The sequence below is a fragment of the Mesorhizobium sp. M4B.F.Ca.ET.203.01.1.1 genome (assembly GCF_004791025.1).
In the GTDB taxonomy this organism is placed as follows: domain Bacteria; phylum Pseudomonadota; class Alphaproteobacteria; order Rhizobiales; family Rhizobiaceae; genus Mesorhizobium; species Mesorhizobium abyssinicae.
Genome location: NZ_SRUO01000006.1, coordinates 22,062 through 35,104, shown reverse-complemented (window position 1 = coordinate 35,104; position 13,043 = coordinate 22,062). Strand labels below are relative to the sequence as shown.

The following is a 13,043-nucleotide window of genomic DNA, read 5'->3' as shown; positions in this document are numbered from 1 at the left end:
ACTGCTCCTTCAGGTTGTCCCCAGGACCGCAGCGCGCTTTGGGGCGACCTGCCTTAAAACGCCTGCTTCACCCAGCCCTCTCTGAACAGCAGCCGGTAGGCCCAGGGGATGGTCACGTTGGTGGCGACCGGCTTTGAATGGGCAAGATAGTCGTCATAGACCGGTTTCATCCTGGCGTAGAAGGCGGGGTCGAGAACGGTCATGCCGTTCTCCGAATCGTGGAAGAAGCTGCGGTTGTTGAGGTTGACCGACGAAATCGTCACCAGCCTCTCATCGATCATCATGATCTTGGAATGCAGGACCACGTCGGGCGCCTTGAATTCGCGGATATCGATGCGGTCGCCATACTTCTCGACGAACAGCTTGTTGAGCGCGGTGAGGAACTTGCCGCCGATGTCGCCCTTGAGGTCGATGCGGCCGACAATGTCGATCTTCACGCCTCTGGCCAGCGCCCGGTCGAAAGCCAGCGCAAGCTTTGGCGTCAAGTTCAGGTAAGGGTTGACGATCTGGATATGGTGCTCGGCGGTGTCGATCAGCTCGACGAAATAGCTCTCCAGCGCGTGCCCGTCTTCATAGGGCACGGAGATGAAATGCCGGGCGACGCCTTGCGGCGGCCGGCCGCTGGCGCGGACCGGGATCGAAAACGGGCGCGAGATGTTGGTGTCGGGATCGCGCAGCCACACGGTCGAAAGATGCGCGGCCAGCGTCTCGACCGTGGCCGGATCGGCGATCTCGACGTCGAAATCGCTCCAGTTCGAATAGTAGTTCAGCGAGAAGCCGTCGGTCCTGCCGTATTGCTGCAGGTCCGGATAGCGCGACAGGTCGACCGGCTTGTGGAACAGGAAGCCGTCATGGATGTTGCGGCCGCCGATGATGACGCGCGATCGGCCGGGATCCTCGGCCAGCGTCGCCAGCATCTTGACGTGGTGGGTCTTGTGCAGCTGTGAGATCTGCTCGTCGATCGGCGCGCCGTGGTCGGCCCGCCAGCGGTATTCCTGAAGCTGGATATTGGGGAATTCGGCCGCCAGTCGGTGCAGCATGGCGTCGTCCTTCTCGCGCTCCAGCACGTCGGTCACCAGGATGCGCACCTTGGTGCCCGAGGCGGCATGATGGCGGATCAGCCGCTCGATGATGCGGCCGGAAAAGTCCGCCTTGAACTCCAGCGACGATAGATAGATCAGCCTGAGTTTCGGCGCGTGCGAGAAATCGAGCGGCAGCTCGGGATCGGCCTTGTCGAACGCGCTGTCGGGAAGCCGCTCTCCCAGCAGCGCCTCGACCTTGGCGTTGAAGCCGTCGCGCGACTTGCGCAGCAGCAGCGGTTTGCCAAGTGGCAGCGCGCAAGTCTGCGACAGCCAGCGGCCGGCGTAGAAAACGCGGTCGAGCTCCTTGAGCCCATCGGGATCGGGCACCGGGCAGCGGTCGTAGCGGCTGTCGAGGCCGGCGACCCAAGGGTCGGCAACCTCCTCGCGGAAAATGGTCAGCGGCGCGCCGGCCGGCGCCAGGCCGGAGCTGACGCTGAGGTCGCAGCGGCTGAGCGCCTCGCCGGGATAGAGGCTCGCGGATGCCTCGCCCGCCGGCAGGGTGAGATGGAATGCCGAGCCCGCGGCGATTGTGCTCGATCGTCCCGACGCGCGGATCGCCAACGGCCCATCGCAGGTGCCGCCGATGTCGAGGGGCTTCTGGCCGGCCTGGCTGAGCACAATCTCGACCGAGCGCGCCTCCAGTCCGGAAAAGCTGAATGTCTTGGGCGCAAAGGGTCGGGCGGCGGCATCGAGATAGAGTGTCTGCCGCGACATGCGCCAGCGCCCGGTGAAATGATCCTCGCCGGGTTTGCCGCGCGCCGGCGTCACCGCGGTCGTGTCGAGCGGCTTTGCCAGCTGTTGCAGCGCCCGGTAGGTCGCCTGGAAACGGCTGTTGTGAATGTCGCGCCAGTCATGCCCGAAACGGCCGGTGCCGTTCGTGCGGTCGAGCGCGTCGAGCCGGCTTTGGGCCAGCAGCGCCTGGAAGCGTTTCTCGTAGGCGCTGTCGCCGGCCTTGAAGTAATGCGCGGTGGCGATCGCGGCGCCGGTGCTGTCGGCCGAGATCGGCGGCCGGTCGCAGGCATCGTCGCCTGGAAAGAAGGCGCAGGCGGAGCGGCCGGGCATGCCGGCGCAGCCGGCCATCGCCGCGAGCGCCAATCCGAACAGCGCTTTTGTTGCCGCGGACCTTACGTTCACCCGGTCGCCCCGTTCATCGCCTTGAGCTGAGCGGGGTCGCGCGGCGGCATGAAGCCTTGCGGAAAGACCTTGCAGACCGGGACGGCGAAAGTGGCGATCAAAAGCTCGGCCTCGTTGCGCATCGTCCTCGGGGCGGTCTTGTCGTCGCGGATCACTTTCGCCGAGGCGACAAGCGCACCGTCGCAGTCGCAATGGTTGCGGCGGGCGATGTAGCAGGCGTCGTGGACCTGGCAAGCGGCGTCGAGGCGGCCGACCGGCCGCAGCGACAGATCGCCGGAGCGGGTCCCCGGCCCGCAATAATTGCCGAAGACGAAAGCCGAGGGGCGCGCCATCGCAGTGCGGATCGGCTTCGGAAGTTCAGCCTCCGGCACTTTCGTCCACGGGTTGGCGCAAGCCGAGAGGAAGGCCAGCGGCAGGATGGCAAGAACGGCTCGCATTTTATCCGCGCCAGCTTTCTGAATGACTTTCCCACGCGGGCTATCGTTCCCGCGCCGACGGCCGCGTGCCTGATGCCACACTGGCCGGTTTTGTGGCAAGTAAAAGGCCGCGTGTATCGCCCGATTGTGATATGCCGCCTTGTCCCATCCACCCGGGCATAGCTCCCGTCTTGGCATTTCGCGAGCATCGTGATGCGTTTCTGCTTTCTGACTACCAGTGTTGGATTTCTGTTCTACGCCTCCGTGGTCAGCGCCGCGGACAAGACCGTCCACGACCAGCAGAACGGGTTTTCTCTGACCTTTCCAGAGGAATGGATCAACGAGCCGCTCTCCGAAGAAGAGATACGGCTGAGCGTGAAATTTGCCGATCTCATCTGCATGGTATCGGCTTCATTTTACGATCAATCGGCACCGGGCTCGCCGTCCGATACGGGCAAATTCATGGAGGGCTGGTCGATGAATAATTGGGAAAAGACAATAGGCACCTCATTCAGCACAGCCGATTTCAGCAATGATAGCCTTGCAAGGTTTCCCGACGGCTACCCCGTCCGCCTGGCCGACGTGGACTTCACGGTTCTCAGCGGGAATGCCACCTTTTATGGCCATTCCAGGTTCGCGTTCTCCGTCCGGGCGCGCGCTACGGTTATGTGAACTGCGGCGTGATGGGCGAGAGCGCCGAGCAGGTGGCGCGGATGTGGGCGCCGCTGGCGGACAAGGCTGAACGAGTGGTGAATTCGTTCATTCTCGACACGCCTTGAAACACGAACTGCGTTGCAGGCTTGTGAAATCAGCTAAACAGGCCGCGCTCCCGCTCCACCGCCCTGTTGATGAAATTGGCGACGAGCTGGACGCGACGCAGCGGCCTCACCGATTCGTGATAGACCAGCCAGTAGGCGCGGCGGATCGGCGCCACGATATCGACCGGCACCAGCTCCGGCATCGAGCGGGCGACGAAAGTGTGCAGGATGCCGATGCCGGCGCCGGAGCGCACCGCTTCGGCCTGGCCGAGCGCCGAGGAGATGGCGAAGCTCGAACTCCAGTCGGCGCTGAACTCGGCGGCATAGTCGAGCGAAGGGCTGACGATGAGGTCGGGCACGTAGCCAATCAGCGTGTGCCGGCCGAGCTCGGCCGCTGTCGCCGGCAGACCATTGGCTTCGGCATAGGCGCGCGAGGCGAACAGGCCGAGCGTGTAGTCGACCAGCTTTCCCGCCACCAGCCGGCCTTCGGTCGGGCGTTCCACGGTAATGGCGATGTCGGCCTCGCGCCGCGACAGCGAAAACGAGCGCGGCACCGGCACAAGCTGGATGGTGAGCTCGCGGTGGAGGGCGGTCAGTTCTCCCAGCCGTTTTGCCAGGAAGGCGACGCCAAAACCGTCCGGCGCGCCTATGCGCACCGTGCCCGAGACATCGTCGCCTTCGCCGGCAATGGTCGCACGCGCTGCGATCATGTCGCTTTCCATGCGCTCGGCAATGTCGAGGAAACGCTCGCCGGCCGGCGTCAGCTCGCTGCCGGTGGTCAGGCGGCGGAAGAGTTTTGTGCGCAGCGCGTCCTCGAGCGCGGCGATGCGGCGCGAGACGGTGGCATGGTTGAGCTCCAGGCGTTTCGCCGCGCCGAGGATCTGGCCGGCGCGCGCCACGGCGAGGAAGATGCGGACGTCATCCCAGTTCATGGGAGTGACCTTGATGACAACTCACCCTGAAAAATCCTTCACGACACGGCAGCTCGCTATTTGCGAGAATTAATGCACAGTCGGCTGCCGTTGTCCATTTCCTGCACAACGGTTGCGATTCCGCTCGCGTTGCCATCGCCGCCGCAAAGGCGGACAATGCCTCATCACCAAAACAGGGAGAGAAACCATGATCGACTACGGTCATTTCATCGGCGGCAAGCGTGTCGCCGGCACCAGCGGCCGCAAGCAGGACGTGATGCAGCCGATGGACGGTTCCGTGCGCGGCACGGTGGCGCTGGCTTCGCAGGCGGAACTGCGCGCCGCTGTCGAAGACGCCAAGGCGGCGCAGCCCAAGTGGGCGGCCACCAACCCGCAGCGCCGCGTGCGCGTGCTGATGAAGTTCCTCGAACTGGTCCAGCGCGACTATGACGAACTGGCCGACATCCTGGCGCGCGAGCACGGCAAGACCATCGCAGACGCCAAGGGCGACATCCAGCGCGGCCTCGAAGTGGTTGAAGTCTGCATCGGCGCGCCGCACATGATGAAGGGTGAGTTCACCGACGGCGCCGGCCCCGGCATCGACGTCTATTCGATGCGCCAGCCGCTCGGCGTCGTCGCCGGCATCACGCCGTTCAACTTCCCGGCGATGATCCCGCTGTGGAAAATCGCGCCGGCGATCGCCTGCGGCAATGCCTTCATCCTGAAGCCGTCGGAGCGCGATCCTGGCGTGCCGATCCGCATCGCCGAGCTGTTCATCGAGGCTGGCCTGCCTGCCGGCATCCTCAACGTCGTCAACGGCGACAAGGAAGTGGTCGACGCCATCCTCGACGATCCCGACATCAAGGCCGTCGGCTTCGTCGGTTCGACGCCGATCGCCCACTACATCTATTCGCGCGGCACCGCCGCCGGCAAGCGCGTGCAGTGCTTCGGCGGCGCCAAGAACCACATGATCATCATGCCCGACGCCGACATGGACCAAACTGTCGACGCGCTGATCGGCGCCGGCTACGGCTCGGCCGGCGAGCGCTGCATGGCGATCTCGGTGGCGGTTCCCGTCGGCAACGATACCGCCAACCGGCTGATGGAAAAGCTGGTGCCGCGCGTCGAGAGCCTGAAGGTCGGCCCGTCCACCGATTCCTCGGCCGATTTCGGCCCGCTGGTGACGGCGCAGGCGCTGGAGCGCGTCAAGGGTTATGTCGACATCGGCGTCAAGGAAGGCGCGAAGCTCGTCGTCGACGGCCGCGGCTTCAAGATGCAGGGCTATGAGAACGGCTACTATATGGGCGGTTGCCTGTTCGACAACGTCACCGCCGACATGCGCATCTACAAGGAAGAGATTTTCGGCCCGGTGCTCTCCGTGGTGCGCGCGCCGACCTACGAGAACGCCATCAAGCTCGCCAACGACCACGAGATGGGCAATGGCGTCGCCATCTTCACCCGCGACGGCGACGCCGCGCGCGACTTCGCATCCAGAGTCCAGGTCGGCATGGTCGGCGTCAACGTGCCGATCCCGGTGCCGATCGCCTACTACACGTTCGGCGGCTGGAAGGCCTCGTCCTTCGGCGATCTCAACCAGCACGGCCCGGATGCGTTCCGCTTCTACACCAAGACCAAGACGGTCACCTCGCGCTGGCCGTCCGGCATCAAGGACGGTGCCGAGTTCGTCATCCCGACGATGAACTAGCCGGACGGTTTACTGCTTGCGCGTCCTCGCCGCGATGCGGCTGCGGGCGCGCGGGCAGGCATCAAGGATGGTGCCGAGTTCGTCATCCCGACGATGAACTGATCCAGATCCGACGACCGACTGATAAAGGCCCGGCCATCGCCGGGCCTTTACGCTTTCCGATCGCGGCCGGTATCCGCCAAAACACCGATGTGATGGAACCAAGCGGGCTCGATCCGTCTTAGGTTGTATTCCTGCAAACTTGCAGGCCAATCCAACAGCGCCGGTGGCTGCCGGGGTTCTCGTCTGGCGCAAGGAGTTGTCAGATGACACGACGTCTTTTGGCGGGAACGTGCTTTGCGGTGTTTGCGATATGCGGTGGTGTCGCGCAGGCCGTTGCGGGGGGACAATGCGCCGCGCGTGCCGACGTCATCAAGGCGCTCGGCGAGAAGTTCCATGAAAGCGAGGCCGCGCGCGGTCTGGTCAACCCGAATGTGATTCTCGAAATCTTCGTGTCGGAAAAGGGCACTTGGACCATCCTGGCCACCGACACGCACGGCCTGAGCTGCATCATCACGGCGGGCGACGGTTGGGACGGAGCCATGATGGCGGCTGCCCTGCCGGGCACCTGAGCGGACGTCGTTCCCGCTGTCGTAGGGAGGCGGCCCGCGGCCGGGTCTTTTGGCATTTCGAATGGATTGCGGGCGCCCGAAAGGGTGCCCGCTTGTGCTTTGCCTTCGCCGTCACCATATATGGAACATAATGGGAACATCCGGAAGGTTCCCATTGGTGGCAGACCGGAACGCAGAAAGGAACGACGCGATGATGACGTCGGAACCGGGCTGGGCCGCTCCGGCAAAATGAGGCTGTCTCCTTTTGCCGGGACGCGATGGCAAAAGGAGGTGCCCCATGGCACGCAAATCCCTGTTGGGTTGGGTGAGAAACCTGGTTCTTGCCAGCGCGCTGGCGATGGGTACGAACAGCGCCGGCGCTCAATATCAAAACTGTGCCGAACACAGCGCTCTGGTTACCCACCTGAGCGAGAACTTCCAGGAACGGCAGTTTGCCTTCGGGCTGATCGGCCAAGTCGCGATCATGGAAATGTTTGTCGGCCAGAGCGGAACGTGGACCATCATCGTCACTGACGTTACCGGCACGAGCTGCATAATCGCCGCCGGCAACAGTTGGGAAAGCGTGGCGGCGCCGGCCGACCATAGCGCGCGATACTGAGATCGAGCATCGCTCAGCGGGTGGCGGCCACCTCGGCATGGCTGCGCAGCAGCGCCATCAGCCGCTTGGCATCCTTGGCCGCCCCCTCCTCGTCGCCGTCGAGGATCGAGCGGATCAGCGCGACATGATGTTCGGCCGATTCGGCCAGGCCGGTATCCGACTTGTAGCGGAACCAGAAGCGGCGGCTGTGGGTCTGCAAGGGCGCCGCCAACCGCGCCGCGAAGGGGTTGTCGGCGGCCAGTGCGAGCGCCTCGTCGAGCGCCTTGTCGGCCTGGATGAAGGCCAGCACATTGCCCGAGATGACCGCCTTCTGCATGGCAAGGGCGGCGTCGTGAAAGAGGTCGGCTGCCTCGCGGGTGACGAAACGCGCGGCCGAGCGGGCCAGCACCACCTCGACGCCGCGCCTGGCATCGAGGACACGCAGCCAGTCGCCGGGATGGAGCGGCGCAATCGCGATGCCGGCGCGCGGCCGGACATCGAGCAGGCCCTCCCAGGCCAGACGCTGGATCGCCTCGCGCACCGGCGTGCGGCCGAGCCCGAGACGCTCGATCAGCGCACCCTCGGTGACAAAGCTCGACGGCGCCAGTTCGAGCGTGACGATCATGTGCTCGAGCGCGCGATAGGCCTTCGCAGCCGCCGGCTCGAAACGAGATATATCTTCCAATAGAGCCATTGGGCCTCCTGATATATTTTCCATATATCATAGCAGATTCCGCATTGACAGCCGGTTTCCTGTTAGATATATCACTGATATATCAGATTGGAGATGATGCCATGTGGACTGGAGTTTTCCCCGCCGTCACGACCAAATTCACCGAGGACGACCGTCTCGATCATGCCGAGATGGAGCGCTGCTTTTCGCTGCAGATGGAGGCCGGCTGCGACGGCATCATCGTCTGCGGCTCGCTCGGCGAAGGGCCAATGCTGTCGCATGATGAGAAGATCGAGGTGCTGAAGACGGCGCAGCAGGTCGCCGGAGGCAAGCCGGTGCTGCTCACTGTGAACGAGCCCGGCACCCGCGAGGCGGCAAGCATCGCGCGTCGCGCCGCGCAGGCCGGAGCCAGCGGGCTGATGGTGGTGCCCAGCCCGATCTACCATACCGACCCGGCAGAGACGGCCGCCGCCCTGCGCGCCGTGGCCGAGGCCGGCGACCTGCCGGTCATGATCTATTCGAACAGGCTGGCGTACCGCGTCGACGTCACCGTCGACCTGATGGAGGAGCTGGCGTCCGACGCGCGCTTCGTCGCCATCAAGGAATCCTCCGACGACATCCGCCGCTCGACCGAGATCATCAACCGGTTCGGCGACCGCTACGACCTGTTCACCGGCGTCGACAATCTTGCCTTCGAGGCACTGTCGGTCGGCGCCATCGGCTGGGTGGCGGGGCTGGTCACCGCCTTCCCGCGCGAGACGGTGGCGATCTACCAGCTGATGAAGCAGGGCCGGCGCGAGGAGGCGCTGACGATCTATCGCTGGTTCCGGCCATTGCTCGACCTCGACGTCTCGACCTATCTGGTCCAAAACATCAAGCTTGCTGAAGTGCTGGCGATCAATACCAATGATCGCGTTCGCATGCCGCGCCGGCCGCTGTCGGGCGAGCGCCGCAAGGCGGTGGAAAAGATCGTCATGGATGCGCTGGCTGTGCGGCCGAAACTGCCGGCGCTGCAGGCGTCTCCTCGATCGGCGGACAAGCTGGTGGCAGCCGAATAGGGGTAGCATCGCGTGCAGGAAAATTCCGATGAGACCGAGGAGGGACGCCGCCCCTCATCCGCCCTTCGGGCACCTTCTCCCCGTGAACGGGGAGAAGGGCAAGACATCGCCATCATCGGCGGCGGCATCATCGGCATCTGCGCCGCCACCTACCTGACCGAGGCAGGGCGAAACGTCACGATCTTCGATCGCACGGGCATCTGCGAGGAAACGAGCTCGGGCAACGCCGCCGCCTTCGCCTTCACCGACGTGCTGCCGCTGGCGCATAAGGGCATGGTGCGGCAATTGCCGAAATGGCTTGCCGATCCGCTCGGCCCGCTCACCATTCCGCCCGCCTATCTGCCGAAGCTGCTGCCCTGGCTGATCCGCTTTTGGCGCGCCGGGCGCGGCGCCCGCTACGAGACCAGCCTTGCCGCACAGGCCGCGATGATGAGGCTTGCCGAAGCGGAGTGGATGGGCCTGCTCGACCGCTCCGGGACGAGGCCGATGCTGCGCGAGGACGGCTCGCTCGAACTCTACGAGAGCGAGGCCGAGTTCCGCGCCTCGCTTTCCGGCTGGGCGGCACGTGAGCGCTACGGCATCGGCTTCAACCATGTCGAGGGCGCGGAGATGGCTGCCCTGCAGCCGGGGCTTTCGCCGCGCTTCATCAAAGCCACCTTCGTGCCGGGCTGGAAAACGGTCTCCGACCCCAAGCTGCTCGGCAAGGCGGTCTGGGCCCACGCCGCACGGCTCGGCGCCCGCTTCGAGCACGCGCTCGTCGCGCGGATCGTGGGCGGCGCGGATGGAGCGACGATCGTGCTTGCCGACGGCTCGACCCGGAAGGCGAACCAGCTCGTCATCGCCGCTGGCGCATGGTCGCATCTTCTGGCCAGGGACCTCGGCGAGCGCATCCCGCTGGAGACCGAGCGCGGCTACAACACCACGCTGCCTAAGGCCGCGTTCGATGTCAGGCGGCAGCTGATCTTCTCCGGGCACGGTTTCGTCATCACGCCGCTGGAAACCGGCCTGCGCGTCGGCGGCGCCGTCGAACTCGGCGGCATCGAGCGCCCGCCTAATTTCGCGCGGTCGAAGGCCATGCTGGAAAAGGCCAGGCGCTTCCTGCCGGGGCTCGATCCGTCGGGCGGGCGCGAATGGATGGGCTATCGCCCGTCGCTGCCGGATTCGCTGCCCGTCATCGGCCGGGCGCGCGCGCCGAACGCTTTCTATGCTTTCGGCCACGGCCATCTCGGCCTGACCCAGGCAGCGGCAACCGGGCGCTTGATCCGCGATCTCGTTCTCGGGCAGGCTCCGCCCGTCGATCTCGCCCCCTTCAGTCCGCAGCGGTTCTGACCGGTCTCTCTTGTCTTGACGCAATTGCGGACGGAAGGTTACGGCGAAGGCGCCGAACTTAACCGCTTCACACTTTTCCTGAAATTGCTTTAGGAAGCATCATCATGGCCAAGAAAACCTTCTCCTGCATCGACGGCCACACTTGCGGCAATCCGGTCAGGCTGGTCGCCGGCGGTGGGCCGCTGCTCGAGGGCAAGACGATGATGGAGCGGCGGGCGCATTTCCTCGCCGAGTACGACTGGATCCGCACCGGGCTGATGTTCGAGCCGCGCGGCCATGACGTGATGTCGGGCTCCATCCTCTATCCGCCGACGCGCGAGGACTGCGACATCGCCATCCTGTTCATCGAGACGTCGGGCTGCCTGCCGATGTGCGGCCACGGCACCATCGGCACGGTGACGATGGCGATCGAGCATGGGCTGGTGCAGCCGAAGACGCCGGGGATCTTGCGGCTCGACACGCCGGCCGGCCTGGTCATCGCCGAATACAAGCAGGTCGGCGAGTATGTGGAGGAGGTGCGCATCACCAACGTGCCCTCCTTCCTCTATGCCGAGGGGCTGACGGTCGAGTGTCCCGGCCTCGGCGAGATCAGCGTCGACGTCGCCTATGGCGGCAATTTCTACGCCATCGTCGAGCCGCAGGCGAACTATCGCGACATGGCCGACCATTCGGCCGGCGACCTCATCGCCTGGAGCCCGGTGGTGCGGCAGCGGCTCAACGAGAAGTACTCCTTCGTGCATCCGGAGAACCCCGGCATCAACCGGCTGTCGCACATGCTGTGGACCGGCCAGCCGACCAATCCGGAAGCCGATGCGCGCAATGCCGTTTTCTACGGCGACAAGGCGATAGACCGCTCGCCTTGCGGCACCGGCACCTCGGCGCGCATGGCGCAGCTGCACGCCAAGGGCAAGCTCAAGGCCGGCGACAGCTTTGTCCACGAATCGATCATCGGTTCGCTGTTCAAGGGCAGGGTCGAAAAGGAGGTCGTCGTCGCGGACAAGCCGGCGATCGTCCCCTCGATCGGCGGCTGGGCGCGGATGACCGGGTTGAACACCATCTTCATCGACGACCGCGATCCGTTCGCGCACGGGTTCGTCGTCACCTAGAGCAATTCCAGGAAAAGTGTGTAGCGGTTAAGTTCGGCGCCTTCGCCGTAACCTTCCGTCCGGAACTGCGTAAAAAGCAAATAAGGCGACGCCGTCGCTGCTCGAGGGCGTCAGGCTTCCTCGCCGTTCGTCGAGACCTGATCGCGGAACCAGTCGGCGAAGGTGATTTCGGCGGCCGAGGGTTGCGCCGACATGGTCAGATAGTAGCCCTTGTCCGTGTCGGTCGCGATGTCGGAGACGACGACGAGATCGCCGCGCCGCAGCTCCTCGCGAAAAACCTCGATCGGGCAAAGGGCGACGCCGTGACCGGCGATGACGGCCGTCGCCAGTATGTTGAAATCGGCAAAGACAGGCCCGGTGCCCACGTCGGCCCCGGCCATGCCGGCTTGCGAGAACCACTCGCGCCAGCCCTGACGGGTCTCGTCATGCAGAAGGTCCGCCGCGGCAATCTCCGCCGGCGACCCGAGCCGGCCCTTGCGCGCCAGATAGTGCGGGCTGCAGGCGGGCCGGCTCATGCGCGAAAACAGCTTGAGGCTGGCGGCGGTGGGAGACGGGTCCGCGCCAAGCGTGATGAGGACGTCGTTGTCGTCGTCCTCGAGCCGGTCTTCGGCTTTCGCGTAGGCGACGCGGATGGCGATCTCCGGGTGGCGTTCGGTGAAGTCCGGCAAGCGCGGCACCAGCCATCGGCTGGCGATGGATGGAATGCAGCCCACCGACAGCGATGCTACGGCCGCGTTCCTGCGGATGCGCCGGCAGGCGGCGGCAAGGTCGGAGAGCGCGGCGTTCGCCGAGAGCTGCAGGGTCAGGCCGGCATCGGTCAGGCGGACCTTGCGGGCATCCCGGTGGAACAGAGGCACGCCCAACCATTCCTCCAGCCGCCTGATCTGATGGCTGATCGCCGGATGGGTGACATGCAGCTCCTCGCCGGCGGCCGAGAAGCTGAGATGGCGCGCGGCGGCCTCGAAAGCGCGGATGGCGTTCAGCGGCAGATAGTCCATTTGTAAATTTTTCTAATGTGTCTAACGAAAAACGGTCATTTGAAACCCGCCTCGGGTCGCGACATGCTGAAGGAAGCTTCGAATGTTGATCCAGAAAATAGCAGCCAAAACAGAGCGAAGCCAGATCATTCCGTCGTCGTGGTCGTCCCACGCCCCTTTCATAGAGAGAGATACCATGTTCACCAGGCAACTGGCCGATGTAGAAAAAACTGACTTCTTCGTCGACTGGGGCAACGGCACCAGCCACCGGCTGCTGACCCAGCGAGACGGCATGGGGTTCACCGTCTGTCATACAGTCGTGCGGGCAGGGAGCGAGTCGCGCCTGCAATACCGGCGGCATCTCGAGGCCTGCTATTGCATCTCGGGCCAGGGCGAAGTCGAGGATATGTCGGGCGCGATCCATCGCATCGAGCCCGGGACCATCTATGTGCTTGACGCGCATGACGATCATTACCTGCGCGCCGATGCCGCCGGCGACATGGTGCTGGTCAGCGTCTTCAACCCGCCGCTGAGCGGCACCGAGCGGCACAGCCTGAGCGGAGAAGGCGGCTCCGCCTACTGAAACTTCATGCCCCGCAAGCAACCCCAACGAGCAGGCCGGCGCTCGCCCACGGCCGAGCCGTCACACGAATGTCATATGTCAAAGAATCCCGACCTGGCGAAAGGCGAAGGAGCGCGAGACGGG

13 protein-coding genes are annotated in these 13,043 nt (G+C 64.8%); 8 read left to right on the top strand and 5 right to left on the bottom strand.

The window, feature by feature from the left end; genetic code table 11:
* Nucleotides 1-53: 53 nt before the first annotated feature.
* Together EN846_RS15170 and EN846_RS15165 are read right to left on the bottom strand one after the other, a co-directional pair.
* A complete protein-coding gene (locus tag EN846_RS15170) occupies nucleotides 54-2,216 on the bottom strand; it encodes a phosphatidylserine/phosphatidylglycerophosphate/cardiolipin synthase family protein (RefSeq protein ID WP_187331396.1) in 2,163 nt (720 codons plus the stop codon).
* A complete protein-coding gene (locus EN846_RS15165; RefSeq protein WP_127286145.1) occupies nucleotides 2,213-2,653 on the bottom strand; it encodes a hypothetical protein in 441 nt (146 codons plus the stop codon). The genes EN846_RS15170 and EN846_RS15165 overlap by 4 nt, the downstream gene beginning before the upstream one ends.
* 192 nt (nucleotides 2,654-2,845) lie before the next feature.
* Between EN846_RS15165 and EN846_RS15160 the strand changes: the two genes are divergently transcribed.
* Nucleotides 2,846-3,304, top strand: coding sequence for a hypothetical protein (locus tag EN846_RS15160; RefSeq protein WP_245511333.1), 459 nt, complete (start codon nucleotides 2,846-2,848; stop codon nucleotides 3,302-3,304).
* Between the two features lie 136 nt (nucleotides 3,305-3,440).
* Here EN846_RS15160 and EN846_RS15155 read toward each other — a convergent pair whose 3' ends face one another.
* Nucleotides 3,441-4,322 (bottom strand): LysR family transcriptional regulator, encoded by an 882-nt coding sequence (locus EN846_RS15155; protein WP_127309973.1) that lies wholly within the window; start codon nucleotides 4,320-4,322, stop codon nucleotides 3,441-3,443.
* A 187-nt stretch (nucleotides 4,323-4,509) separates the two neighbouring features.
* Between EN846_RS15155 and EN846_RS15150 the strand changes: the two genes are divergently transcribed.
* The 3 genes from EN846_RS15150 to EN846_RS15140 all read left to right on the top strand — a co-directional run bounded on the left by EN846_RS15150 (nucleotide 4,510) and on the right by EN846_RS15140 (nucleotide 7,215).
* Nucleotides 4,510-6,006 carry a CoA-acylating methylmalonate-semialdehyde dehydrogenase gene (locus EN846_RS15150; RefSeq protein WP_127282950.1) on the top strand — a complete coding sequence of 499 codons (1,497 nt, stop codon included), beginning with the start codon at nucleotides 4,510-4,512 and terminating at the stop codon, nucleotides 6,004-6,006.
* Nucleotides 6,007-6,311: 305 nt separating this feature from the next.
* Entirely contained in the window at nucleotides 6,312-6,617 is a 306-nt protein-coding gene (locus EN846_RS15145) for a hypothetical protein (RefSeq protein ID WP_127282951.1), read from the top strand.
* Between the two features lie 277 nt (nucleotides 6,618-6,894).
* Nucleotides 6,895-7,215, top strand: coding sequence for a hypothetical protein (locus EN846_RS15140; RefSeq protein ID WP_127282952.1), 321 nt, complete (start codon nucleotides 6,895-6,897; stop codon nucleotides 7,213-7,215).
* A gap of 13 nt (nucleotides 7,216-7,228) precedes the next feature.
* On the opposite strand, the gene EN846_RS15135 is transcribed toward EN846_RS15140, so the two are convergent.
* The gene (locus EN846_RS15135; RefSeq protein ID WP_127282953.1) at nucleotides 7,229-7,888 is read right to left on the bottom strand and encodes a GntR family transcriptional regulator; all 660 of its coding nucleotides are present in this window, start codon (nucleotides 7,886-7,888) and stop codon (nucleotides 7,229-7,231) included.
* Nucleotides 7,889-7,989: 101 nt separating this feature from the next.
* Here EN846_RS15135 and EN846_RS15130 point away from each other — a divergent pair, with 101 nt between their 5' ends.
* From EN846_RS15130 to EN846_RS15120, 3 genes are all read left to right on the top strand, one after another.
* Nucleotides 7,990-8,925 carry a dihydrodipicolinate synthase family protein gene (locus EN846_RS15130; RefSeq protein WP_127282954.1) on the top strand — a complete coding sequence of 312 codons (936 nt, stop codon included), beginning with the start codon at nucleotides 7,990-7,992 and terminating at the stop codon, nucleotides 8,923-8,925.
* A 12-nt stretch (nucleotides 8,926-8,937) separates the two neighbouring features.
* Nucleotides 8,938-10,254, top strand: a complete 1,317-nt coding sequence (locus EN846_RS15125; RefSeq protein ID WP_127309972.1) for an FAD-dependent oxidoreductase — start codon at nucleotides 8,938-8,940, stop codon at nucleotides 10,252-10,254.
* A gap of 104 nt (nucleotides 10,255-10,358) precedes the next feature.
* A complete protein-coding gene (locus EN846_RS15120; protein ID WP_127282956.1) occupies nucleotides 10,359-11,360 on the top strand; it encodes a 4-hydroxyproline epimerase in 1,002 nt (333 codons plus the stop codon).
* A gap of 110 nt (nucleotides 11,361-11,470) precedes the next feature.
* Here EN846_RS15120 and EN846_RS15115 read toward each other — a convergent pair whose 3' ends face one another.
* On the bottom strand, nucleotides 11,471-12,358 hold the full coding sequence (locus EN846_RS15115; RefSeq protein WP_127309971.1) for a LysR substrate-binding domain-containing protein: 888 nt from the start codon (nucleotides 12,356-12,358) through the stop codon (nucleotides 11,471-11,473).
* A gap of 175 nt (nucleotides 12,359-12,533) precedes the next feature.
* Between EN846_RS15115 and EN846_RS15110 the strand changes: the two genes are divergently transcribed.
* Entirely contained in the window at nucleotides 12,534-12,920 is a 387-nt protein-coding gene (locus EN846_RS15110) for an ectoine synthase (RefSeq protein WP_127282958.1), read from the top strand.
* The last annotated feature ends 123 nt before the right edge of the window (nucleotides 12,921-13,043 follow it).